The sequence below is a fragment of the Enterococcus devriesei genome (assembly GCF_001885905.1).
Classification (GTDB): domain Bacteria; phylum Bacillota; class Bacilli; order Lactobacillales; family Enterococcaceae; genus Enterococcus_A; species Enterococcus_A devriesei.
Genome location: NZ_JXKM01000010.1, coordinates 59,813 through 85,584 on the forward strand (window position 1 = coordinate 59,813; position 25,772 = coordinate 85,584).

Here is a 25,772-nt window from a genome sequence, read left to right on the forward strand (position 1 = left end):
AAGGGTCTTTAAGTTTGCGCTTTTTTTTTTGTAAAAATAGGAAGACAATTTTTTGAACTATTATAAAAAAAAGAAAGAGTCAATTTTAAATGAGTTTTCTGTTCAATCAAATCGTGGATTAACTAAAGAGCAAGTGTTAAATCACCGAGAACTGTATGGAGAAAATAAGCTCCCTGAGGAAACTGAAGATTCATATTTGAAAGTTTTTCTAAAAAGTTTTAAAGAACCCATCGTTATTGTTTTATTGGGCGCGGTCGCCCTCTCTTTTCTAAGCTCGTATTATGCTTTTCAAATACAAGGCGATAAGCATCATGGAGTTGAGGCACTTTACGAGGCAATTGCGATTTTGTTTTTGATTTTAATTAATGCATGTCTAGGGTTTTGGCAGGAAATTAGTGCTAGAAAAAGTTTAGATGCTTTAAAAGAAATGAATAATCGACAAACTACTGTTCTACGAGATTCAAAGTGGGGGAAAATATTGGCAAACGACTTAGTCGTAGGCGATATTGTTAGGGTTCAAGTAGGGGATTTTGTAGAGGCTGACGTACGCTGGATAGTTTCTGAAGAATTACAAGTAGTCGAATCACATTTGACTGGTGAGACGGATGCGATATTGAAAATGACGGACGTTATTGAAGAGACAGTTGAACCCGCAGATCAGACAAATATGGGATTTTCGGGTTCAACAGTTACAAATGGTCAAGGGTTAGGTATTGTAGTTGGAGTTGGAGAAAACACAGAATTAGGAAATATTGTACACATGATTCAATCTGTCGAATCAAAAAAATCTCCGTTGCAAAGTACTGTAAATCAGTTGACACGAATTCTTATGATGATTTCAGGCGGTATAGTCGTATTAACCTTTATTGTAGGGATAATTCGTGCTGGAGAATTTAACATTACAGCGATTTCTTCTGTATTATCGACATCGATTGCACTTGCAGTTGCCTCTATACCTGATGCTTTACCAGCGGTTTTATCTATTGTATTAACAATAGGGGCTGCTAAAATGGCTAAAAATAAAGGTCTGGTTAAATCTTTAAATAGTGTTGAAACATTAGGTAGCATGTCCTATGTTTGTTCTGATAAAACAGGGACGCTGACTAAAAATGAAATGACTGTAATAAAATTTACAGCGAATGGCAACGACTATGAGGTTAGCGGAACAGGGTATTCACCTATTGGAACAATTAGAAGTAAAATAGATCAGCCAATAACTAAGACAGAGGAATTCTTATATGGTGCTATTTTGTGCAACGATTCAATTGTTAGAGAAATCGAGGGAGAGTTTAAACCTTTGGGAAATCCAACAGAAGTTGCTTTAACGGTATTAGGGCAAAAGGCAGGAATCAAAAAATCAGATCTAATTGAAGAGTATTCGGTCATTCGTACATTGCCATTCACAAGTAGTCGTAAAATGATGAGTATTATTGTCAAAAACGAAGAAGGATACAAATTATATACAAAAGGTGCCCCAGATATTTTGTTAACAAACAGTAAGGGAGTATTAGTAGATACTATTATTGATTATTCGGAAGAAGCTAAACAAGCATTTAATAATAATATTGAAAAGTATGCTGATCAAGCATTACGTACTTTAGCGGTAGCACATCGAACTTTAACTAAAGAAGAAGCTATGAATGCCGACGTTACAGAATTAGAGCAGAATTTAATCCTTAGTGGTGTGGCGGGGATTATAGATCCAGCTAGAGAAGAAGTGAAAGAATCAATAAAAACGCTTCATGAAGCGAATATTGAAGTTGTAATGATTACAGGTGATCACGAAAAAACTGCCCGTGCGATTGCCTACGAGTTAGGGATCGTTATTGATAAAAATGCTCCAGTAATTAAAGGAATAGAATTAGAAAACATGACTGATGAAGATCTATTTAAAATAGTTAGATTAACCAATGTCTATGCTCGGGTTTCCCCAGAGCACAAGCAAAGAATTGTTAAACAATTACAAGCTCACAACCAAGTTGTTGCAATGACAGGAGATGGCGTGAACGATGCACCAGCGCTTCGTGCAGCTGATATTGGGATTGCTATGGGGATTGCTGGGACAGAAGTTACGAAAGATTCTGCTGACTTGATTCTATTAGATGATAAATTTACTACAATTGAAAAGTCAGTCCATAGCGGGCGTGCTATTTATGGGAATATAAAAAACTTTATGTGCCATGAGCTAACAACAAATGTTGCTGAAGTTTTATCCCTGCTTATCGGGTTATTCTTCTTTACTAATACAATCGGTAATGTTTCAGGAGCAACTCCGACATTAACAGCTCTAATGGTACTATGGGTTAACATGGTTAGTGATGCAGTCCCTTCGTTTTCCTTAGGATATGATATTGCTGAATCTGATATCATGAAAGATCATCCACGTAATTTGAACGAATCAATTTTGGCTAATTATACATGGTCTAGAGTACTAATACGAGGAACAGTAATGGGACTGATGGTGTTTTTAGGATTTTGGCTTGCTGCCAAATCTGGTTTGTCTAGTAATGAAGCGCAAACAGTGGCCTTCTTAACTCTTGTTTATGGTCAACTTTGGCATGTCTTTGATGCAAGAAGTTCAAAAACTTTATTTAGAAGGAACCCTTTCAGCAATAAACGTTTGATTTTGGCCGTATCTTTTGCAGCGATTTCATCATTTTTAGTTACGATAATTCCATTTTTTAATATTGTTATGGGGACCGCGCCTTTAAGCACTCCTATATATCTACTAGTCTTATTTATTCCTGCATTACCAACACTAATATTGTCCGGAATTAAGGAACTATTTAATATTAAGATATGGTGAATAAAGATTTTATTAAAATTACAATATAAATAAAAGTGGCAACTACAAAGCATTCCTTTTTGAGGTTAAAAGTCGATCAATCACAACATTTTATTTCCTATTCTAAATCATATATCCTAAATAAGTATGAGTACTTTAAGAAGAAAGAGGATGAAAAATAATGGAGTTCATAGGGGTTTTATGTCTGATCTTAGTCAGCACTACTATAGCGGGGCACTTTTCAAGGCGGTTGGGCATTCCTGCTGTTATCGGACAGTTATTAGTGGGCATTTTGTTAGGTAACGCCGGATTAAAAATAGTTCATCCAGATATTTTAGTAGAAGATTTTTCCGAAATCGGAGTTATACTTTTAATGTTTCTAGCGGGGTTAGAAAGTGATCTTTCTTTACTGCGAAAATATTTTCGTCCAGGAATGTATGTAGCTGTTTTAGGTATCTTGTTTCCGGTCATATTAGGAACATTAGGTGGTAGTTTTTCCCATATTGCGTTAAACGAATCTTTTTACTTAGGTCTGATTTTAGCAGCTACGTCTGTTAGTATTTCAGTAGAAGTATTGAAAGAATTAAATGTTGTTAATACAAAAGAGGGATCTACAATCTTAGGAGCTTCTGTGGTTGATGATATATTAGTAGTTTTAATTGTCAGTCTAAGCATGTCTTTTTTAGGAGCATCAGGAGATAACAATCAAACACTAGGGATTATGCTAGTTGAACAAGTATTCTTCTTTATAGGAATCTATTTATTCATTCGTTGGGGCGCGCCTTATCTAATGCGATTAAGTAACAAATTGTTAGCTGAATCTTCAGTAATTATTGTTTCTCTTATTTTGTGTTTGAGCATGTCCTATTTAGCCAATCTTATTGGATTAAGTTCTGTTATAGGGTCTTTTTTTACAGGTGTTGCTATTGGGCAAACAAAGGTGTGGAAAGAAGTTCAATATAATATTGAAGCGATAGGTTATGCTGTTTTTATTCCTGTCTTCTTTGTGAGTATTGGCTTAGAAGTTACTTTTACAGGAATTGGAAAGCAACTGATATTAATCCTGTTTTTGACCCTTTTAGCGATTATTTCAAAATTGTTCGGAGGATACTTCGGAGGGAAACTAGCAGGATTCAATAATCATAGTAGTTTGATGGTTGGCTCTGGGATGATTTCCCGAGGAGAAATGGCTTTAATCATTGTTCAATTGGGTGTTCAAGCTCATTTAGTTAGCAAAGAGTATTATTCTGCTTTTATATTGGTAATCCTGTTTACAACACTATGCTCCCCATTTTTATTAAAGCATTTCACAAAAAAACTCTACTAAAGTTAACTATGTGTAGTGATAATATACTCCTATAATATGATTGCAGAAACTTTATTCTTAATCTTATTATAGGAGTATATTGCTTTTTTACCTAGATATTTTGTGTTTTTTAACTCCAAAACTGATCAGAAATATGGTACGCTTTTCATAAGTATTAATCATACTTCATAGAAAGTAGATAAGTGAAAAATACTTGTATTAATATTTAGATGTACCTAGTTTCTTAAACATGAAGGATAATAATGAGAACTAATAAAAAAAAGAGAATCAGAAAAAAAAATTCTACAGCTAGAACAATTACGATGATTTTTACCTGTATCATTGTTATAGGAACTGTTTTATTAAAACTTCCTCTAAGTTCTAAATACGGACAAAACATTAGTTGGATAGATTCATTTTTTATTGCAACATCCGCTACTTGCGTTACTGGGTTATCTCCTCTTGCTATTCACAACCAATTCAATGCGTTCGGTCAAATAGTTATTTTATTTTTGATTGAAATTGGGGGAATAGGTTTCATGTCTATCCCTGTACTGTTTTTTTCTATTCGACGCAAAAGAATCAATTTTAGTACCCGAATTTTATTAAGGGACTCAATGAATTTAGAAACCAAGTCTGGTGAATTTAAGTTAGCCTTATCAATCCTCAAAATTTCTTTTCTCATCCAATTTATAGGAGCTACAATTTTATCTTCTCAATTTATTCCTAAATATGGAATACCCCCAAGGAATTTGATTTGGCATTTTCCATGCTATATCCGCTTTTTGTAATGCTGGTTTTGATTTGTTTGGGAATAGTCTGATTTCATTTACTGAAATGCCAATTGTTTTATTGACAATTAGTCTCCTTATAGTTTTTGGTGGGTTAGGTTTTATCGTTTGGATTGATCTTCTTCAAATAAGAAGAAAGAGACTGAGTTTACAAAGTAAATTAGCTTTAGCAACAACAATCATGCTAATCCTAATAGGATGTACATTCTTTTCTAGGACTATTGAATATCAAGGCTCCATTATCAATAATATTTCAAATATTTTTTTCCTAGCGATAACCCCAAGAACAGCGGGTTTCTTCACTTTAAATTACGGAGCAATTAAACAGTACGAATTAATGATTACGATGGTTTTAATGTTTATTGGGGGAACATCTGGATCAACAGCAGGTGGATTAAAAACAACGACGTTTTCTATCTTAATGCTAAAAGTTTTTAGTGTTTTTAAAGGGAAAGAAAGAACGGATATATTTTATCGATCAATAAATGAAGCAACCATTTCAAAAGCTATGACCTTATTTGCGCTATCTTTAATCATATGTACTGCTAGTATTTTCATATTATCTATTACTGAAGTATCCGAGCAGTCGAATTTAATTACGATAACTTTTGAGGTAATATCCGCATTAGGCACCGTAGGTCTTTCCGCAGGTATAACGCCTACGCTAACTATAGTAGGTAAACTCGTTATTATTTTCTTAATGTTTATCGGAAGAGTAGGAAGCTTGACTGTTATAGCCTCTTTAAACAATAAGAGCAATGAACAAGAGGCAAAAATAAAATATCCCGAGGAAATAATCATGTTGGGTTGATGAGCTCCCCTATTTAATATTGAATAGAGGTAAAACAATGATTAAAAATGTATGCAGAAAATATCCTAAAGATAGACATCAACGAATGTAACATAATCTGATTGTGTTACATTTGATGAATTAAATCTATTCGATCGATATACCAATATGAAGCATTAACATCGATAAAGAAAATTATCGATGTTAATGCTTTTTTGGTTCTATTGATTATTCATCAAGCATAAAAAATACAGAAACGATTGACAATATATAGATATTCATCTATATTAATGCATAGATAAGCGTCTATGTTTAGGAGGATTAAGTATGAACTATGATGAAATGTCAGTAATGCTTAAAGCACTTGCTGATCCAAAACGGTTAAAAATCATTGATATATTGTCTTGTGGCAGCTTATGCGCATGCGATATTTTAGACCATTTTGATTTTACTCAACCGACCCTTTCACACCATATGAAAGTATTAGAAAAAGTTGGTATTGTGCTTGTTACCAAAGATGGAACATGGCACAGATATCAATTGACAGATAGCTTTGTAGATCAATTTATGGGTTCAATGATGCAATTGTTTTCTAATGAAGAGAATTGCATTTGTGATACATCAAACTGTAATTGTAAAGGAGAAAAAGAAGATGAAAAAATTGGAACTATTTGAACCAGCAATGTGTTGCTCAACAGGAGTGTGTGGACCTTCTGTAGACGAAGAATTACTCATGGTGACTTCAGTTTTTGAGACATTTGAGGGAATAGATTCAGTAGAAGCTTCACGTCATAATCTTACAAGTGATCCAGATGCTTTTGTTAATAACTCCACGATTTTAAAGTTGTTACAAGAAAAAGGAAATGATATTTTACCAGTTACATTGCTAGACGGAGAAATTGTCAAAGAAGGATCTTATCCTACGTTAGAAGAATTTGGAAAATATGGTGCGATTCACTTTGTTGCTCAGCCGGTTAATAACTCTGGTGGATGCTGTGGAGGAAATGATGGAAGCGAAGGCTGTTGTTAACAGCCTCTTTCCTAGTTTAAGTAAGGAGGAGAATAAATGTTACAATATATGCCCCAAAAGATGGGCTTAACTAAATATCTATTTTTCACTGGTAAAGGTGGCGTAGGGAAAACAACTACCGCTTGTGCGACAGCCACTTCTTTAGCACAAGATGGAAATAAAGTAATGCTGGTTAGTACAGATCCGGCCTCAAATCTACAAGACGTCTTTCAGACAACGTTGACTAATAAACCTACTCCAATAAATGGAATCAATAACTTAATGGTAGCTAATTTTGATCCGATCACGGCTGCTGACGATTACAAGGAGAGTGTTGTTGGGCCATACCGTGGCATACTTCCTGATAGTGCCCTTGTAAATATGGAAGAGCAATTGTCAGGGTCATGTACAGTAGAGATTGCAGCATTCAATGAGTTCGCAAACTTTCTAACTGATAAAGAAGTTGCAGAAAAATTTGACTATGTCATTTTTGATACGGCTCCAACAGGCCATACACTAAGAATGTTACAGCTACCCTCTGCCTGGAATAATTTTCTTGACGAAAATACTACTGGCGTTTCTTGTTTAGGTCAATTATCAGGTTTAGGTGACAAGAAAAATATGTATGAAAAAGCAGTAGGAACTTTGGCTGATGAAAAACAGACAACGTTAATCTTAGTTACTCGACCACAAAAAGCACCTTTAGTTGAAGCAGAGCGAGCGTCTGAAGAATTATTAAAATTAGGAATTGAGAACCAAAAATTAGTCGTCAATGGTTTGCTAGAAGTATATGATGATGCTATTTCAGAGGAAATACACTCTGAACAACAAAGTGACTTGAACAACATGCCTAAACCATTAACTAAATTTGAAGCATACTACATTCCTCTCCGACCTTACAATGTCACTGGGGTAGATAAGCTTCAAATTTTATTGAACAATCAACAGCCTACTATCGTAGAACAGGAACAAGAAAGCGTTGATTTTCCTAATTTAGATTCAATAGTTAATGAGTTCATCCGAACAAATAAGAAAATTATTTTTACGATGGGGAAAGGCGGTGTAGGAAAAACAACCGTTGCAATAAAAATTGCTGAAAAATTAGCGCAATCTGGAAAAAAAGTTCATTTAGCTACAACTGATCCTGCTGATCATTTAAACTTATTTATTTCTAGTGATTTACCCATCTCAATCAGTCATATCGATGAGGAAAAGGAATTAGAAACATACAAAGAGGAAGTTCTTTCAAAAGCTCGTGAAACAATGAATGCAGATGATGTCGCTTATGTTGAAGAAGATCTTCGATCTCCTTGTACGCAAGAAATTGCTGTTTTCCGGGCATTTGCGGATATTGTAGACAAATCAGAAAATGAAATTGTTGTGATCGATACAGCCCCAACAGGTCATACATTACTTTTACTGGATTCTACTCAAAGCTATGCAAAAGAAGTAGAAAGAAGTTCCGGAGAAGTTCCTGTTTCCATTCAAAAATTGTTACCTCGGCTTCAAAATGAAGAAGAAACTGAAGTGCTTATGGTCACATTACCAGAAACGACACCAGTCTATGAAACGATGCGTTTAGATGAAGATTTGGATCGTGCAAAAATCGCTCATACCTGGTGGTTAGTAAATCAAAGTATGTTTGCGGCTGATACACAAAATAAAGTATTAAAAGCACGTTCGTTCAATGAATTAGAATGGATAGAAAAAGTATCTGAACTATCAAAAGGAAAATTTGCTGTTGAAGAATGGCAACCGAACTTTAGCCCTTTAGGGGTATAATTTTTTGCCAACACATAGATGTGCATCTATGTATTGATTTCTTAATGATGGAGGATTCAAATGAAAAAAAATGAAAATCAACAAGGATTGGGAATCTTTGAAAAATATCTAACTCTTTGGGTAATAATTTGTATGGCACTTGGCATTTTAATTGGAAAGTTTCTACCGATAGTACCGGACACACTAAGTCAATTTGAGTATTATAATGTTTCTATTCCAACAGCCATTTTAATTTGGTTAATGATCTTTCCTATGATGTTAAAAATTGATTTTGGAAGTATCGTAAACGTGTCAAAAAAACCGAAAGGTCTGATCGTTACTTGTGTTACTAACTGGCTGATTAAACCTTTTCCTATGTATGGTATTGCAGCCTTTTTCTTTTATGTTGTATTTAAGAGTTGGATTCCATTAGACTTGGCCAAAGAATATGTAGCCGGCGCTGTTATACTTGGCGCAGCTCCATGTACGGCAATGGTTTTTGTTTGGAGCCATTTAACTAAAGGAGATGCAGCGTATACGCTTGTTCAAGTTGCAGTAAATGATCTAATCATTCTCGTGTTATTCGCACCAATCGTTGCCCTTTTATTAGGTGTAGATAACGTTGTGGTACCGATGGCTACATTAGTATTATCAACTATACTTTTTGTTGTAGTACCCTTACTTTTGGGCGTTATTACGCGGATCTTAATTATTAAAAATAAAGGTTTGGACTACTTTGAGAATGTCTTTTTAAAGAAATTTGATTCTGTAACGATCATAGGATTACTCCTTACACTGGTGATCATTTTTTCTTTCCAAGGGGAAAAAATCCTTGCTAACCCTCTTCATATTCTGTTGATTGCTGTACCTTTAACAATTCAAACATTACTAATTTTTACGATTGCTTATACTTGGTCAAAACTTTGGAAATTACCTCATGATTTAGCGTCACCAGCGGGTATGATAGGTGCAAGTAATTTTTTTGAACTGGCTGTTGCAGTCTCCATTTCCTTATTTGGATTACAATCAGGTGCTACCTTAGCTACTGTCGTTGGCGTTTTAGTTGAAGTTCCTGTGATGTTACTCTTAGTTAAAGTGTCTAACAATACCAAAAAATGGTTTATGCAAAGCCCAGCAAATTTAACACATATTGGAGGGGAATAGCAATGAAAAAACTATACTTTTTGTGTACAGGGAACTCCTGCCGCAGCCAGATGGCTGAAGGTTATGCTCATAGTATTCTACCCAAATCAGCTTTCGAAGTCAGAAGTGCAGGTATTGAAACCCATGGATTGAATCCTAGAGCTGTAAAAGTAATGGCGGAAGATGGCGTGGATATTTCTAATCAAACGTCTGATCTAATAGACATGGATTATTTTAAGAATGCAGATTTGATCATTACTCTTTGTGGAGACTCAAAAGATAAGTGCCCTACCATTCCTAAAGGAGTTGTTCATGATCATTGGAATTTACAAGATCCTGCACAAGCAATAGGAAGTGATCAGGATATTCTTTCTGAATTTAGGAAAACCAGAGATATAATTAAGAAAAAGATTCTTGAAATCAATAGTCAGCATGATTAAATCTAGATATCATGATTCAAATTATATAAGGAAAAAATTACTGAAGAATATCACTTACAAATTATTGTTACGCCATATCTCTGTTCAATACAAGATTATGAGAAGACATTGCATAGATTCGATTGATTATGTATAAATAGATAACTACCTAGATAGTATTGTAAAGTGGTAAACGTTTTAATATACTTTTAACTGAAGACTACCATTGTGATATTTAGTTGGAGGTGAGAGGAATGTCTGTATTGCATCTATGACTATGAGTGTCTAACAAACTTAGAGGCTCTAAGAGAGTAAATGAATGCATTCCTTCACTTTTATCTTCTTTATTAATGTGAAAAAAATCACTTTCAGAAGATAAGTTTGGAGAAGCATACTACTTGGTATGTTTCTTTTTTGCGTGCAAGATTATATGGGGTGTCTTCTATTTGGGATGGAACTGTTTTTCATTTGCTTCTTTGTCATATTGGATTAGAAAAAATTCTTGGCTGATTTGAATACTCAAATCACCATATCAGGGGGATTATAATGAAAAAATTGTTAGCAGTTTGTTTAATCGCGTTAAGTCTAGGAATCGCTGGTTGTGGGAACTCAAATAATGCGACAGATGACTCAGGACAAGAATCATCTAAGAAGGAAGAAGTTCGCTTCAAAGGAGACTACATTGTCGATGCAGATTATGTGAAGGATCATTTAGATGATATTATCCTAATCGATGCACGCGGTGAAGATGCGGCTAAAAAAGGGACTGTGAAAGAAGCTGTTCCAATGACATGGCAATATCTATCGGATGTGGAGAATGGTGTTTCTGGTGATGAGAATTGGGGATTAGTATTAGAGCCTAAAAAGCTGGCTGAACGTCTAGGTGAGAAAGGAATTGCAAAGGAGAAAGAGGTTGTATTATTTGCTTCTGCTCAAGAAGGCTGGGGAGATGATGGTCGGATTGCATGGGAGCTTCTTGCTGCTGGATATAAAGATGTAAAAATGGTTGATGGAGGCTTCTCTGCACTTAAAGATGCCGGAGTTAAAACGAATAAAGGCGGTACAGAACTAAAACCTGTCGATGTTGAGATCGACTCAATTAATCAAGATCATATGATCAAAACAGATGAACTTAAGGCGGATTACGATGATTACAAAGTCGTAGATGTTCGTGAGGATAAAGAATACGATGGTGAAGTATTATATGGTGAAGCAAAAGGTGGGCACCTTCCTGGCGCGATTCACGTGAAATATACTGATCTATTCAATAAAAATGGCACACTTAAAAGCAATGACCAATTAACTAAACTTTTTGAAGATGCTGGATTATCGAAAGATGATAAAATTGTCACTTACTGTACTGCGGGTATCCGTTCTGCTTATACACAATTGGTCATGGATATGTGCGGATTTAAAAATGTTAAGAATTATGATGGCTCATTTTATCGTTGGGCTAAAGTAGAAGATGTAGAAAAACAATGAAAAAACTGAGTAAAAAACAAGTAGCTAGAATTATTCTAGTCTTATTGATAGTGATAGGTATCGTGTGTTTCCTATATGTTCCAGCTATTAAATCAAAGCTTACTCAGGTATTAATGCTGTTCCGATCTATGAGTGTGGAGAGTATCATTGGTTATATTAAATCATTTGGTGCATGGGCAATTCTGATTTCATTTCTACTAATGATGTTTCAATCCGTCATAGCTCCTCTGCCAGCATTTCTGATTACGTTCGCAAACGCAGCGATATTTGGCTGGTGGCAAGGTGCAATCCTTTCCTGGAGCAGCGCAATGGCTGGGGCGTTACTGTGCTTCTACATTGCTCGAATTGCTGGAAGAGATTTTGTCGAGAAACTAAATAAAAATTTTTCATTGCAGAAATTAGATGAATATTTTGATCGTTATGGAGAACACACGATACTTGTTTGCCGATTGTTGCCCTTTATCTCATTTGATTTCATCAGTTATGCTGCTGGACTAACAGCGATCAAACCTATCCCCTTTCTAATTGCTACAGGATTGGGGCAGTTGCCAGCAACTATTGTCTACTCGTATGTTGGAAGTAATTTAACAGGTAACAGTCAAAAAATTATGTTTGGCTTACTGAGTATGTTTGCTTTGTTTATAGCAATTTATGTAATTAAACAAATCTATGGTGAAAGAATAAAAAAAGAATCTGCTAAATAAGTTTTGAAAATATTAGAGAGAAAGAATATCCAACTTCTTTATCTCTTTTTGATACTCTATCGAATGTAACACAAACTGATTCTGTCACATTCGTTAAAATCGCTCCATCCTTAGAGGCTCTAAGAGGAAATCACTTTTCTTTTAGGGCCTTTTTTCTATAGCTTGTTTAAATGTGACTTATTATCTGCTATAATCATATTAAGTAACATTTGAAAGGCGGCTAAAAATGAAGAGCGTAGAACCGATTCGCGACAAAAAAAAGATCGATGCCATGAAAGCAATTTTGGCTTCCGGCAAATATGGGCAACGAAATTTGGTGCTTTTTTCGATCGGGATCAATACAGCGTATCGAATTTCCGATTTAAGACAGTTGAAATTAAGTGATGTGTTAGAAATTTCCCGTGGACGGGTGATTGTCAAAGAACGTCTGGCCATGAAGGAACAAAAAACAGCTAAACACAATTCGGTTTTCATTTCGAACAAATTACGAAAAGTGATTCTTGATTATGTTCAATCGGAATTTCCTGACCAGCTGCAAGTACAAGACTTCAGTAATTATTTGTTTCCAAGTCGCAAAGGAGCAGATACGCCTTTGACCCGACAAAGCCTTTGGCGGATCATCCATGAAGCAGGAACGGCGGTTGGTTTGAAAGAAATTGGTCCCCATTCGATGCGCAAGACCTTCGGCTATTTTTTGTACAAGCAAGGGACCAAAACAGAGATCATTCAGTCGCTGCTCAACCATTCTTCGCAACGGGAGACCTTACGCTATATTGGGATCACCCAGGAAGATAAGGATACCGCCGTAAAGAGTTTGGATCTATGACAGAATAATGCTCTATATAATAGAAGGAAAAATTCAAGAGGTGAGAAAATGAACGAAGAAAAGCGTCCCAAATTTACTGATAGATACCACTTATCTCGCAAAGAGTCTGTGTATTTATTGAAGAAAAACATTGTAGAACTGGTGTATAATGCGGGGAAATTTGAAGGATTGAATACAACACTATTACAAACAGAAGAGATTATTAAGTATAATCGGGCCAATAACGTGGCGGTAGACGATGTCCTGACCGTCGTTAACTTAAAAAGAGGCTTTGAAATGCTTTTAAACGACGTACAGGAGCCTCTGTTAGAGACAAGTAAGCGGATTAATCGAATAGTTGCAGCGGAAGATGCCCTTTTTCCTGGTGAAATACGAACCGGCGGAGTAGAAGTATCGACCATTCAAGGTAGATATGTGCCACCAATGTTAACTGAAGACGAGGTAAATAATCAATATGATGAGATAATGAATCAGGATATATCAGAAACTGAAAAAGCCCTGCGGCTGTTTCTATTTATTTCGAAAAATCAAATATTTTGGGACGGTAATAAAAGAACTGCATTGTTAACTGCTAATAAGATCATGTTTAGCCAAGGGCTAGGATTGTTATCCATTCCCGAAACAAAATTTGCAAAATTTAATGAACTGCTATCTATGTATTATAATAGCAACCAATCTAGTGATGAATCAAAAATTTTATCATTTATGTATGAAGAATGTATTTATGGTATTCGTTATTTATAGTAAACAATGAAAAGGTTAGTAAATTGTAAAATCTAATCTATTCTTAGGAGGAAATATGGATAATAAAGCAGTAACGATAGTATACTCTTGGGACAATGAAGATCACGTTAAGTGGGTAAAAAAGCTTGCCATGGAATTAGAGAAACATAATATACAAGTGACTTATGATCAAAATAGTCTTGAACTTGGCGATGATGTTAACCAATTTATGGAGCTAGCGGTAGATACTGCTAGTATTATTTTAGCCATCTGTACAGAAAAATATAAGATGAAAATAGATAACCGTGAAGGTGGAAGTGGCTATGAAGGTAGAATGATAGCACAAATTATGAGAAATCATTCCGCCAAAATAATTTCCATAACTAAAGACGGTTATAGTGATGATAAAATTCCAAGAGCTTTACAAGGAATATATAGTCTTAATTTAGAGGAAGATCTAGATAAACAAGGATTTGCTAATTTACTCCAAGTAATTTTAGGGTATAAAGTAGTTAAAAGTAAGGAAAAATTAGATCCTAGGAAAACTATAGCAGAGGCCCTTGATGTAGATATAGATGATGTAAAGACAGATGAAGAATTAGCTTTGTCTGATATCAAAATTTTGAATATTATTTCTGAGGATGTCACATTACCTAAGATGGATGGCTCCCGTGGGTCAGCGCTATACAATATACCTTTTAAAATGAGTGAGATCCCAACAGATAGGTGGAATCAATATTTCATTCATTTCTGGAATAATCCATCAAAGTACTCGTCAATGCATCGATCCAAAATTGCTTCTATTGAACGTGACGTAATATGGCTTAATGGAACTACGATCGAAGAAGTGAAGAACTATCATCGTGACACGTTGATTCTTGCTGTAAATGAAGCAAATAATGCTTACAATAAGGAGATAGTAGAAAATGAAGAGAATCGTATACGAGATATAGATAAGAGAAATAAACTAAAAAAACATATTAATGATGAGATAAGAGATATTACATTCTGATAATAATTTTATATGTCAAATATGATGAATTGAGTTCTTCCTAGACATATTTATATTAGATTTTGATTATTGTTAATAGAAATGATACAATTTTTTTATTTATATGAATAAATTGTAGAATAATAGATACCATATACGATTAGCGAATTTAATTCGCTAATCGTATATTTTAATTTGACTTTTAGTTGATTATTATTTATAATGTATTTAGCATCCGAAGAAGAATATTATTCTTTTGGTCACTATCTTTCAAAAATTTAGGGCTTATATGCTCGAGGAGTATGATTTACAATACTCTAATAATTGAAACTGCTCGGATGATTCCCGAAGAAAATTAGGCTAAGCGGCATACCGCTTGCCGGGCTCCGAGGAAAGGCTCTCAGAGCCCGAAATAATTAATCAGGTAAATTCTATCTTTAACCAACTCCTTCTGACGAAAGGTAGCTTCTGCAACTCAGCTATCAGAAAGGAGATTTTCAAAATGGATAATCAAAAAATTGAAAATTCACGGATGCAAAAGAGAGAAAGTCTCAAAGATAAGAGACAAGCGAAAAACTTATTTTGGTTTAAGTTTCTTTTTAAACTATTAGAACTTGTCCATATGATAATAAAGATTATTCAAACATTATTATCAGCTTAGCTAGAGACGCCTGATTAATTTATTTAATAAAAAGGAATGAATATTTATGGGTATGGGGGATACACTTAAAAAATTACGAATGATTTATGGATATAGTGCGAAAGATTTGAGTGTACTACTTGGAATATCTCCAAGTTATTTGTCTGAAATTGAAAATAATAAAAAAGAGCCGTCTTTCGACATTTTAAAAAAATATTCCGCTACTTTGGATATCAAATTATCTAGTTTGCTATTATTTTCAGAAGAGTATTCGAAAAGTAATGGTGACAAATGGATAAGAAGTAAGATGGCAAAATTAATAAATAATTTTATGAAGGAGAATGATTAACTATGAAAGAATATAGTATAAATCAATCTCCTTTTTATAAATGCCATAATAAAAAAAAACTGGCTAAGATATTAGGTGTATCGATATCTGAATTAAGAAATATAGGGAAAAAAATATATTACAGAGAATTTATTAACAAAAAAGGAAGGGTAGTTTACGAACCTAATTCATATATTAAAAAGATACAAAGTAAAATAAATGATTTAATAGGGCGAATAGAAAAGCCATATTGGTTACAAGGTGGTATAAAAAAAAGAAGTAATATAACTAATTCAATGCTTCATAAAAAATCGTATTATTTTTTAATTTTGGATATAAAAAAATTTTTTGAAAATTGTCAGAGATACTATGTATATCTGTTCTTTAAAAACAAAATGAAGATGTCTTCTGATTGTTCGAATATATTAGCTGATATCTGTACTTATAATGGAAAACTTGTTACAGGAAGTCCCTCTAGCGTTTTAATAAGTTTTTTTTCTTATGAAGATATGTTTATCAATATTTTTTCATTACTAGATACTAACCAGGTGCTTTCAGTATATGTAGACGATATAACCATCTCAAGTACGCTTCCTATTGTTGACCCGCACTGCCTGAAACATGAAATAAACTCAGTTTTAAAAAAATATGGACATTCTTTAAACTTAGAAAAGTCTAAATATTACGGGAAATCAGAGTTCAAGAAAATTACAGGAGTAGTTGTATCGCCTAAAAACGAGCTTAAAGTTCCTAATGATCATAGGAAAAAAATCGTTGATGGAATAAACAAAATTGACAACGTTGGTGAGCGCTCTAAATTGTCAGGTAGATTATCTTATGCTAGTCAAATAGAACCAAATATATTTCCAACGATTAAAGCAATTAATAAAAAAATTCATGATGATTGAGTTTTTTATTATAATTTTTATTTTAAATAAATTAGTTACAATTAAGTAATGTGACTTTATTTTAAAATATCCACATTTTTAAACTTTGTTATTTCAATTATGTAGTGTATTATTGATATATAAAACAGGAGGGAATGTTGTATAATGGCCAGAGCTACAAGAATTAGGATGAATGATTCAAAAGGTTTTTCAAATGATGTTACAGAAATTAAAGATATTTATTTGACTGGTGTCAAAAAACCCGCATATTACTCAAAAGAATCAATTTATGATTTTATAAAAGGCGGAAATACTGTTGATGTTAACATTCCTCCATATCCTAAATTAATCCTTGCAATGAGAAATGGACAGCGATATGTTCGATCTGAACCGAATGATACACCAAATGATAATTTGCTAAAATTGCCTAGAGATTAATTTTCATGACTACGGTTAATCACGTAGTCTTTTTTCATTTTAATGATTAATAGTACTAACCTAAGAAGATTTAAATACCTTTAAAAAGCAGAAACATTAGTGGGATGTCATTTATTCAAACAATAAATGATTTGAGTGCTAATATTTTTAAAGATTCTATTATAAAATATGAGATAGCTTAATTATAATAATTTAGTTTACATAAGATATATTATACTAAGTTATAGATGGTAAATGGCTTTAAATCAGGACAATTTCTTAATTGACAATATTTATGTTAACTAATATTTTCTTTAACATAAATATTGTCAACTTAGCTAGATGAATCTAAAATGATTGTCTGTATTGGTGACAAAACTAATTAATAATTACCTGATTCGAAAAAGAAATCATACAATTAGTTGGTCGATTTCTTTTTTTATTCGGTAAATTGTTTGCCTAGTCACATTGTAGTCTTTTGCAATCTTTGAGATAGCAACCCCATTCTCAAGATCCTGGACGATGCTCTTATAAACAAGGCGACGTTGAGGATCTTTTGTGTCTGCACTGTATAACTTAGGACGACCTTTATAGACGCCGTTTGCTTTAGCGATTTTAATTCCTTGTGCCTGGCGTCGTTTCGATTCAGTACGCTCTTGTTCAGCAATCATGGCCAAAATTTGAATGATTAGGTCTTTGATAAATTTATCCAGGAGAGGATTTCCGATTGCTTCAGCCATGATCGGTAAACTGGTGATAATGAGTCGTACATTTTTCTTCTTTAAATAATTCACTGAATCGATAATCTCGTCATAATTGCGGCCAAGTCGATCAATGGCTTCTACAATAAAAATATCTTGCTCTCTGACAAAATCTAAAGCTTCCTGAAAAATCGGCCGATGACTAATCGTCGCTCCAGATTGCTTTTCTATAAAAATTTTTTCAGCGCCAAACTTTTTCATTTCTTCAATTTGCCGTTGTTCATTCTGATCTATCGACGAGACTCGGATATATGCAATTTTCAAAATTTTTACCTGCTTTCTCACACTATTTAAAACACACCCTAATCATACATTGGAAAACCATGTTTTTCAATGTTATTATGATGTCTATTTAGGGTACACCTTAATGCTACACATGAATAAAATATAATAAAAGAACTCTGAAAAACCACTAATTAATGGTTCTTCAGAGTTCTTTTAAATACTAAATGTTTTTATCAGACTCTTACATACTTTGATAAATTGACACAATATTTTCTACTGTAAATCCATACTCTTTAATTACTCTATCTCCAGGTGCGCTTGCTCCGTATTTATCGATAGCTATCATTGCACCATCTAGTCCTACGTAACGTTCCCAACCAAAGCTTGAGGCCATTTCAATAGAAACACGTTTGCGAACAGCATTTGGTAAAACAGATTCTTTATATGCATCATCTTGTTTTTCAAATAAATCAAAACTTGGCATAGAAACGACAGAAACATCTTTTCCAGCCGCTTTAAGAGTTTTTTGTGCTTCCATTGCTAAGGCAACTTCAGATCCAGTAGCGATCAAGATACCTTCTGGAGTTTCGCCGTCTTGCGGCGAAAGGACATAAGCACCTTTAACAACATTTTCTTTTGCTAATTCGTTTGTTTTTGGTAAAACAGGCAAATTTTGACGAGACAATACTAACATTGTTGGGTGATCTGTTGACATCATGGCGATTTTCCATGCAGCAACGACTTCATTTCCATCAGCAGGACGTAGGACAGTTAAATTAGACATACTACGTAAGCTTGAAAGATGTTCTACAGGTTCATGCGTTGGGCCATCTTCTCCAACCGCAACTGAATCGTGTGTAAATACATACGTTACAGGCAATTTAGAAATAGCTGCTAGACGAACGGCCGCTCTTAAATAATCTGTAAAAACAAAGAATGTTCCCACGTAAGTCTTTGAACCACCATGCAAGGCAATCCCATTTGCTGCAGCTGTCATAGCAAATTCACGTACACCGTACCAAATATTTCTTCCTTCGTATTGTCCTGGTTGAAAGTCTTTTTCACCAGCAACCATTGTATTATTTGAAGAAGATAAGTCTGCAGAACCGCCCCAGAAAGCAGGAACCGTTTTAGAAATAGCCGTTAATACTTGGCTACTTGAAACACGTGAAGCTAAAGCAGAATCTCCCTCTGCAAAACTAGGCAATTCGCTATCCCAGTCTTTTGGAAGTTCATTATTCATAGCTTGTTCAAATTGTTCAGCTAATTCAGGGTAAGCAGAACGATAGTCGTTAAATAATGCCGTCCATTCTTTTTCAGAATTTACTCCTTTATCAACCATTTTTTCTTCAAAACGTTGGCTTACTCCATTTGGTACAAAGAAGTCTTTCCCTTCCCATCCATAAGCTTTTTTAGCTGCTTCAATACCTTCAGGACCTAGAGGAGCACCATGTACCTTATGTGTTCCTTCATTTGGAGCGCCATAGCCAATGACTGTTTTCACTTCAATTAAAGTTGGTTGGATCGTGTTTTTCTTTGCTTTTTCAATAGCTTGGTTAATTTCTTCTAAATTATTGCCATCTTCAACTAAAATGTGTTGCCAATCATATGCTTCAAATCGTTGTCCAACATTTTCAGTAAACGCTTTTGATGTTGGTCCATCTAACGAAATATCATTTGAGTCATACAAAACAACTAGCTTTCCAAGTTTCAAGTGACCTGCCAAACTAGCTGCCTCCGCAGAAACCCCTTCCATTAAATCACCATCTCCACACAATGCATACGTGTAATGATCTACAATTTCAAATTCTTCTTTGTTATAGGTCGCTGCTAAATGTACCTCTGCCATTGCCATACCTACAGCATTTGCTATCCCTTGGCCTAACGGTCCTGTTGTCGCCTCTACACCATCTGTAAAATGTACTTCTGGATGTCCAGGTGTTTTACTATCCCATTGACGAAAGTTTTTTAAATCATCCATTGAAACGTTATAGCCTGCAAGATGCAATAAACTATAAAGCATAATAGAGCCATGTCCTGCAGAGAGGACGAAGCGATCACGATCTACCCATTTTGAATTTTTAGGGTTCACTTTTAAATGTTGTGTCCAAAGAGTGTAAGCCATTGGAGCTGCTCCCATTGGTAATCCTGGATGTCCAGAGTTGGCTTTTTGGACCCCCTCCATACTAAGCGTTCTAATCGTGTTAACCGCTAACTGGTCAATATTATCAAACAATTAAATCATCCTTTTAGTTTTATTTTTGACGATAAATACATTCTCAATATTTCTATTGCCTATTGATTAAAGATTTCTAAAAACTTATCCATATTAGAAGCTTTAACTAATGTATCAACATAATCCTCATCAGAAAGTTTCACCGCTAAATCTTGTAAAATTTCTAAATGATCATTATCGCCACCTGCAATACCGATGATTAAATACGCTTTATTTTCGTCATATTGAATTCCGTTTGGATAATGAATAACTGATATACCTGATTTTTTTACATATTTTTTAGCTTCATTCATCCCATGAGGGATAGCAATTCCGTTACCAATATATGTTATATCTGATTTTTCTTTTTCTAACATTGATTCTATATATTGTTCTTCAATTAAATTATTTTTTAGTAATACCCTACCTGCTTCTTTAATTGCTTGTTCTTTAGAAACACTTTCTTGCTTAAATTCAACTTGGTTCTTAGTTATTTTCATCTTGGACCGTCCCTTCTTTTAAATCTTCTATTAAGATATCATACTGAGGATCATTTAAAAATGATTTTACCGTTCTGACTACTGCATGAGGAGCCACCATTTTCGCACGCTCGTATAATTTTTCGTGAGTAACGATGACTTTTGTATCTTTACTAACGCTATCTACTGCTTCATTTATTACTTTAATATTTAATCCTGCTTTATTTACTTTGTTTTTTAAAATGCCACTTCCCATAGCACTAGAACCGATACCCGCATCACATGCAAAGACAATCACATCTATTTCTGAAGTTTTCCATGACAATCTTTTTTTCTCATTTTTATTAGTATTTTCATTTTCTGATGATACTGGCGCTGTTTTTTCAACACCAAGCATATTACTAATATCATCGCCTAAAGATACGTCTTCATCTTCTATTACTGATTTATCTAATTTTAGAATAGCTGCTGCCGTAAGCAGGCTGCCTAAAATCCCAGCTAAAATACCTAACAATACTGGAATAGCTCCTCCTTTTGGAAGCATAATTAAAAAGGATATGATACTCCCAGGGTGAGGGTATCCTGCTAATCCTGCGTTTAATAATACCCATACAACAATTTGTGCAATACCTCCTGCAATAACAGCTAAAAACATAAGCGGTCTCATCAACACGTAAGGGAAATAAACTTCATGGATCCCGCCAATAAATTGAATTAGTAATGCTGACGGAGCAGATTTTTTACTATTTCCTTTACCAAACATAGAGTAAGCAATCAGAATACCGGCCCCTGGTGCAGGACTCGATACAAGCATGTAGAATAATGTTTTTCCTCCATGTTCTAGTATCTCCGATGCTCCAAGTGGAACAAAAATTCCTTGATCAATAGCGTTATTCAAAAATAATACTTTTGCAGGTTCAATAATAACTGCTAATAGAGGATATAATCCTGCAGCAATTAAGAAATTAATACCAGTAGTAGCTAGAGCAGTTAAACCGGCAATAACAGGTCCAATGACATAGAATGAAAAGACAGCTAATATGAGTCCAATTATACCAATTGAAAAGTTATTAATTAACATTTCAAACCCAGATTTTATTTTACCGTCTATTGCTTGATCTACTTTTTTTATCGTCCAACCTCCAAGTGGTCCAAGAATCATTGCAGCTAGGAACATCGGAATCTCTGATCCGAAAATTGCTCCAGAAGCTGCTACTGCACCAGCTACCGCACCACGTTGACCATAGATCATTCGCCCACCAGTATATGCAATTAAAATAGGTAGTAAGTATTGTAGCATTGGTGAAATCATTGTCGCTAAATCAGCATTAGGTAACCAACCAGTGTCTAAAAATAAAGCTGTTATTAGCCCCCATGCTATAAAGGCTCCAATATTAGGAATAACCATACCCGCTAGAAAACCACCAAATTTTTGTATCTTTATCTTTACATTCATATGATCTCTCCCTCTCTATTAAAACATTATGTCTCCACCATTTAAATTAATGGTTTGTCCTGTTATATAAGTTGCATCATCACTTAATAAAAATTTAACTAATTTTGCTACATCTTCCACTGTTCCTAATTTTCTTAACGGAATTTTAGCTTTAAAATAATCCATTACTTCATCTGGATTTAAGTTCCGTTTTTTTGCATAATCTTTTTTCTGTTCATCCCACATTGGCGTGTATATTACTCCTGGTGCAATACTATTAACTCGAATCCCCTTAGGACCGAACTCAGCTGCTAATGATTGAGTCAATCCAATAACACCAAATTTACTTGAACAATAAGCTTGATAGCTACTTGTCCCTACCTTTCCAGACTGAGAAGAAAGATTTATGATACTTCCTTTTCCTTTTTCTAACATTTGCTCTATTGCAACTTTACAACATAAAAACTGACCTTTTAAATTAATATTTAATGTATTATCCCATAGCTCTTCTGTGTGTTCGAAAAACGGAATAATTTTAGAAATACCGGCACTGTTTACCCAATAATCAATTAATCCATATTTCTCTTTAATATAATCTCCTAATTCTTTTATATCACTAGCATTGGTCACATCTAAAGTTCTTGCTTCTGCCTTAAATCCATTATTCTCAATTTCTTTAGCTACTTCGAGAGCTGCCTCTCCATTGATATCGCTTACAATGACTTGTGCACCTATTCTAGCAAGTTCTAGACAGATACCCGCACCAATACCGCTTCCTCCACCTGTTACAACAGCTATCTTTCCATTCATATTCTCGATAAAGCATCATCCTCCAGTTTTATTAAAGTCGTAGTAACGACGTCATGACCTCATTATATCACGTAGTAAAAAAAAGGCAATAAAAAAAGTGAATACTATTCACTTTTTTTTAATATGATCTTATAAACGCTAATATCTCCTCTGTCTCGAGAGATTGAATACTCAACAGGAGTTCCACCTATATCATACGTTCTTGTTTCAACATGCTGGATGGGTTCACTATTTTTTATGTTTAGTAAAATTGAGTCTTCCTCTTCAACTTTTTTAGCACGAAATTCTTTTTCAGCGAAACCAATTTTTACGTCATACTTTTCTTTCATAATTGCAAATAAAGAATTATTTGATAAATCATCTTCTTCTAATCCATTTGCATAAGCAACAGGGACATAAGTAGTAACGACTATTACAGGAGTTTCATTAAGAAATCTTAATCGCTCTATTTTATAGAAATCAGTTACTTCATTTCCAAAAATCTTTACAAGCTCATCATTTTTTTTTATCTTTTCAATTGAAAGTAACTTAGTAGAACTCTTATTTCCATTGGTTTCAAACTCTTCTTGGAAACTTCTTAATTCTTGTAAATTCCATAAATGCTTCTTACGAGGTATCACAAAGGTTCCAATCCCTCTTCTTTTTTCTAAATATCCTTCGTTAACTAGGTTTTCAATTGCCTGTCTTACAGTAGTTCTACTTAAACCAGATTCTTTAATAATTATTGTTTCGGGAGGTAAACTTTCGTCCTCTTGATAAGTTCCGTTATCAATTTTTTCTATTATTGTTTTTTGTAATTGGTAATATAAAGGTGTGGGATTATCCTTATCAATAAAAAAATGATTCATATAATTACTCCTTTCGTTATCGGGTCATCATGTCATCACATCCAATTGTACCTTATTTAAATAATTTTTAATAGAGATCAAGTACATAACAAAATAAATCTTCATATGTATTGGTCTTTAAAAACTAAAAAGTAAGAAATGAAAGATTAATCTTTTCAGCTATGGTCAACTGTAGTTTTTTCATTTCTTACAAAGTACCTATATAATATATCACTTTGATTACAGTATTTTCTTTCATTAGTTATTCCGCTTTTTTTAAAAGATGCATAAATTTAATTTTTTCAAAATATTTCCAATATATATTTTTCACTTTTTATGAGAAAATATAAAAATCTACTTTCTCCATAAATATCTATATATTCGTTTCCGCCAAATTTTTGACCATTAGTCATGACCAGTTACATATATTAATTCCACTGGAATTAATACTCTTAAGTTATGACTCAGCTATAAAGGTTAATTATGATCTTTATCAATCTATTTTAAAAACCGTTAATGACAATGATTATGACCAATTAAAAGAGATTTTGACTAAAAAAAAATCAAAAGAGGTGTCTTCTTTTATGAATACGAGTTTAAAAACACTAAGAAAGCATTTGCCTTACTGGAATGGCAACACTTTTTTTGACAAAAATTATAAGGTGTTGTGAATGCTGCGGTGTTATGGCTCCGATTGCCCTTGACAATGAGCATCCTCGGATCTGATTTTCTCCGGCAGAAGCAGAATCATTCAATTACGCTGCCTCTCCAGAGGTATCAGATCCGCGCTCATTATCAAGGATTCGCTTCGCCAATCTCTGTTGTCGAATTTGGATCGGTGTTTCATACGCCAACGTGCCATGTAAGCGTAGATAGTTCCACCAATGCACATAATCAAACAATTCTAGACGTAGCTGTGCCAGTGTCTCAAATTGGTATTGATGCACGAATTCTACTTTGACAGATTTATAGGTTGATTCCGCAACGGCATTATCATACGGACAACCCTTCCTACTCAATGAACGAGTAATTCCAAAACCATTCAGAATCTCATGAATGGTTTGGTTATCAAATTCCTTTCCCCGGTCTGTATGAAAAAGCTTGACGTCTGTTAAAGAATACGGTATCCGTCCAAAGGCTTCTTTTACCAATGAGGCATCTTTCTTCTCACCACAGGAATAACCAATAATTTCTCGATTAAACAAATCAAGTATTAAGCAGATATAATGCCACTTTTTCCCCACGCGAACATAAGTAAGATCCGTAACGATGGCTTCCAATGGCTGTTCTTGTGTAAAGGTCCGATCTAATACATTCGCTGTTTTCGCTTCATTACAAGCTGTTCGTTGCCCTTTAAAATGAGCGATCGTATAGGTAGATGTCAATCCGCGGCGTTTCATGATTCGACCGATTCGGCGCCGACTGAGTTGAAGCCCACGCTTTGCTAAACACTTCTTCAATTTTCGGGTACCGTAAGCCTTTCGGTTTCGAATAAACTCTTCCTGAACGATCTCTTCTAAGTCGGACTCATTTTCGATCGGTTTCGCTTGATAATAGTAGGTTTGACGAGAAATATTTAGAATTTTGCACATCGCTGATATGGAATATTTATGCTTGTTGGCATCAATTACTTGTCTTTTCGTCCGAATATCAGCGCCGCTTGCTTTAAAATATCATTCTCCATTTCGAGTTGCTTATTTTTCTTTCTTAGTGCGATCAATTCTGCTTGTTCTGGTGTTAAGTTGTCTCTTTCTTTGAATGAGCCCGTTGATTGTGCTTGCTTCATCCATTTATCGAAAGAAGAAGGCGTAAGCTCATACTCTCGAATAATTTTTGCGCGAGGCTTACCAGCGAGATAGAGATCGACGATTTGTTGTTTGAATTCTTTTGAATAGGTTCTTCGTTGACGTCTTGACATGAAAAATCCTCCAGTGTGTTTTTTATTATTCTACACACCTTATTTTTTCTGTCTAGTCTAGCCGATTCAACTTTTCGTAGAGACAGAAATAAATTAAACT

Annotated in this window: 25 protein-coding genes; 18 read left to right on the forward strand and 7 right to left on the reverse strand. The window is 34.4% G+C overall.

Translation table 11 applies throughout. The features are described 5' to 3' along the window. Nucleotides 1-52: 52 nt before the first annotated feature. From RV00_RS12665 to RV00_RS12740, 18 genes are all read left to right on the forward strand, one after another. Nucleotides 53-2,806 (forward strand): cation-translocating P-type ATPase, encoded by a 2,754-nt coding sequence (locus RV00_RS12665; protein ID WP_071862928.1) that lies wholly within the window; start codon nucleotides 53-55, stop codon nucleotides 2,804-2,806. A gap of 160 nt (nucleotides 2,807-2,966) precedes the next feature. Continuing rightward, nucleotides 2,967-4,112, forward strand: a complete 1,146-nt coding sequence (locus tag RV00_RS12670) for a cation:proton antiporter (protein ID WP_071862929.1) — start codon at nucleotides 2,967-2,969, stop codon at nucleotides 4,110-4,112. A gap of 242 nt (nucleotides 4,113-4,354) precedes the next feature. Then, nucleotides 4,355-4,882: a potassium transporter TrkG gene (locus RV00_RS16840; protein ID WP_338070750.1), complete on the forward strand. Its 528-nt coding sequence runs from the start codon at nucleotides 4,355-4,357 to the stop codon at nucleotides 4,880-4,882. A gap of 13 nt (nucleotides 4,883-4,895) precedes the next feature. Further along, nucleotides 4,896-5,693, forward strand: coding sequence for a potassium transporter TrkG (locus RV00_RS16845; protein ID WP_338070751.1), 798 nt, complete (start codon nucleotides 4,896-4,898; stop codon nucleotides 5,691-5,693). A 306-nt stretch (nucleotides 5,694-5,999) separates the two neighbouring features. After that, nucleotides 6,000-6,347 (forward strand): ArsR/SmtB family transcription factor, encoded by a 348-nt coding sequence (locus RV00_RS12680; protein ID WP_071862930.1) that lies wholly within the window; start codon nucleotides 6,000-6,002, stop codon nucleotides 6,345-6,347. After that, the gene (gene arsD / locus RV00_RS12685; protein ID WP_071862931.1) at nucleotides 6,325-6,702 is read left to right on the forward strand and encodes an arsenite efflux transporter metallochaperone ArsD; all 378 of its coding nucleotides are present in this window, start codon (nucleotides 6,325-6,327) and stop codon (nucleotides 6,700-6,702) included. The genes RV00_RS12680 and arsD overlap by 23 nt, the downstream gene beginning before the upstream one ends. A 36-nt stretch (nucleotides 6,703-6,738) precedes the next feature. Continuing rightward, nucleotides 6,739-8,463, forward strand: coding sequence for an arsenical pump-driving ATPase (arsA, locus tag RV00_RS12690; protein WP_071862932.1), 1,725 nt, complete (start codon nucleotides 6,739-6,741; stop codon nucleotides 8,461-8,463). 60 nt (nucleotides 8,464-8,523) lie between these two features. Then, nucleotides 8,524-9,606 (forward strand): ACR3 family arsenite efflux transporter, encoded by a 1,083-nt coding sequence (arsB, locus tag RV00_RS12695; RefSeq protein WP_071862933.1) that lies wholly within the window; start codon nucleotides 8,524-8,526, stop codon nucleotides 9,604-9,606. 2 nt (nucleotides 9,607-9,608) lie between these two features. After that, the gene (gene arsC / locus RV00_RS12700; RefSeq protein WP_071862934.1) at nucleotides 9,609-10,025 is read left to right on the forward strand and encodes an arsenate reductase (thioredoxin); all 417 of its coding nucleotides are present in this window, start codon (nucleotides 9,609-9,611) and stop codon (nucleotides 10,023-10,025) included. A gap of 525 nt (nucleotides 10,026-10,550) precedes the next feature. Further along, complete coding sequence (locus RV00_RS12705) at nucleotides 10,551-11,486, forward strand: sulfurtransferase (RefSeq protein WP_071862935.1); 936 nt, start codon at nucleotides 10,551-10,553, stop codon at nucleotides 11,484-11,486. Beyond that, complete coding sequence (locus tag RV00_RS12710) at nucleotides 11,483-12,190, forward strand: TVP38/TMEM64 family protein (protein ID WP_010743169.1); 708 nt, start codon at nucleotides 11,483-11,485, stop codon at nucleotides 12,188-12,190. Before RV00_RS12705 ends, RV00_RS12710 begins: the two co-directional genes overlap by 4 nt. Nucleotides 12,191-12,416: 226 nt before the next feature. Next, a complete protein-coding gene (locus RV00_RS12715; RefSeq protein WP_071862936.1) occupies nucleotides 12,417-13,016 on the forward strand; it encodes a tyrosine-type recombinase/integrase in 600 nt (199 codons plus the stop codon). A gap of 48 nt (nucleotides 13,017-13,064) precedes the next feature. After that, nucleotides 13,065-13,760, forward strand: coding sequence for a Fic family protein (locus RV00_RS12720; protein WP_071862937.1), 696 nt, complete (start codon nucleotides 13,065-13,067; stop codon nucleotides 13,758-13,760). Between the two features lie 55 nt (nucleotides 13,761-13,815). After that, nucleotides 13,816-14,751 carry a toll/interleukin-1 receptor domain-containing protein gene (locus tag RV00_RS12725; RefSeq protein ID WP_071862938.1) on the forward strand — a complete coding sequence of 312 codons (936 nt, stop codon included), beginning with the start codon at nucleotides 13,816-13,818 and terminating at the stop codon, nucleotides 14,749-14,751. Between the two features lie 481 nt (nucleotides 14,752-15,232). Further along, nucleotides 15,233-15,391: a hypothetical protein gene (locus RV00_RS16460; protein ID WP_002337517.1), complete on the forward strand. Its 159-nt coding sequence runs from the start codon at nucleotides 15,233-15,235 to the stop codon at nucleotides 15,389-15,391. Between the two features lie 46 nt (nucleotides 15,392-15,437). Beyond that, nucleotides 15,438-15,719 (forward strand): helix-turn-helix domain-containing protein, encoded by a 282-nt coding sequence (locus RV00_RS12730; RefSeq protein ID WP_002337516.1) that lies wholly within the window; start codon nucleotides 15,438-15,440, stop codon nucleotides 15,717-15,719. A 2-nt stretch (nucleotides 15,720-15,721) separates the two neighbouring features. After that, nucleotides 15,722-16,606: a reverse transcriptase family protein gene (locus RV00_RS12735; RefSeq protein WP_071862939.1), complete on the forward strand. Its 885-nt coding sequence runs from the start codon at nucleotides 15,722-15,724 to the stop codon at nucleotides 16,604-16,606. A gap of 144 nt (nucleotides 16,607-16,750) precedes the next feature. Then, nucleotides 16,751-17,023 carry a DUF3892 domain-containing protein gene (locus RV00_RS12740; RefSeq protein WP_002358664.1) on the forward strand — a complete coding sequence of 91 codons (273 nt, stop codon included), beginning with the start codon at nucleotides 16,751-16,753 and terminating at the stop codon, nucleotides 17,021-17,023. 389 nt (nucleotides 17,024-17,412) lie between these two features. Here RV00_RS12740 and RV00_RS12745 read toward each other — a convergent pair whose 3' ends face one another. The 7 genes from RV00_RS12745 to RV00_RS12780 all read right to left on the reverse strand — a co-directional run bounded on the left by RV00_RS12745 (nucleotide 17,413) and on the right by RV00_RS12780 (nucleotide 25,672). Then, nucleotides 17,413-18,027 carry a recombinase family protein gene (locus tag RV00_RS12745; RefSeq protein ID WP_171918233.1) on the reverse strand — a complete coding sequence of 205 codons (615 nt, stop codon included), beginning with the start codon at nucleotides 18,025-18,027 and terminating at the stop codon, nucleotides 17,413-17,415. 202 nt (nucleotides 18,028-18,229) lie between these two features. After that, nucleotides 18,230-20,224 (reverse strand): transketolase, encoded by a 1,995-nt coding sequence (gene tkt / locus RV00_RS12750; protein ID WP_071862941.1) that lies wholly within the window; start codon nucleotides 20,222-20,224, stop codon nucleotides 18,230-18,232. Nucleotides 20,225-20,283: 59 nt separating this feature from the next. After that, nucleotides 20,284-20,703 (reverse strand): PTS mannitol transporter subunit IIA, encoded by a 420-nt coding sequence (locus RV00_RS12755; RefSeq protein WP_071862942.1) that lies wholly within the window; start codon nucleotides 20,701-20,703, stop codon nucleotides 20,284-20,286. Beyond that, nucleotides 20,690-22,138, reverse strand: a complete 1,449-nt coding sequence (locus RV00_RS12760; RefSeq protein WP_071862943.1) for a PTS transporter subunit EIIC — start codon at nucleotides 22,136-22,138, stop codon at nucleotides 20,690-20,692. Before RV00_RS12760 ends, RV00_RS12755 begins: the two co-directional genes overlap by 14 nt. Nucleotides 22,139-22,156: 18 nt before the next feature. Next, complete coding sequence (locus tag RV00_RS12765; protein WP_071862944.1) at nucleotides 22,157-22,927, reverse strand: SDR family NAD(P)-dependent oxidoreductase; 771 nt, start codon at nucleotides 22,925-22,927, stop codon at nucleotides 22,157-22,159. A 104-nt stretch (nucleotides 22,928-23,031) separates the two neighbouring features. Next, nucleotides 23,032-23,775 (reverse strand): GntR family transcriptional regulator, encoded by a 744-nt coding sequence (locus tag RV00_RS12770; protein WP_071862945.1) that lies wholly within the window; start codon nucleotides 23,773-23,775, stop codon nucleotides 23,032-23,034. 734 nt (nucleotides 23,776-24,509) lie between these two features. Then, a protein-coding gene (locus tag RV00_RS12780; RefSeq protein WP_143141797.1) for an IS3-like element ISEfa8 family transposase occupies nucleotides 24,510-25,672 on the reverse strand; the annotation gives its coding sequence in 2 pieces (ribosomal slippage) (nucleotides 24,510-25,396 and nucleotides 25,396-25,672; 1,164 coding nt in all). Nucleotides 25,673-25,772 lie beyond the last annotated feature (100 nt).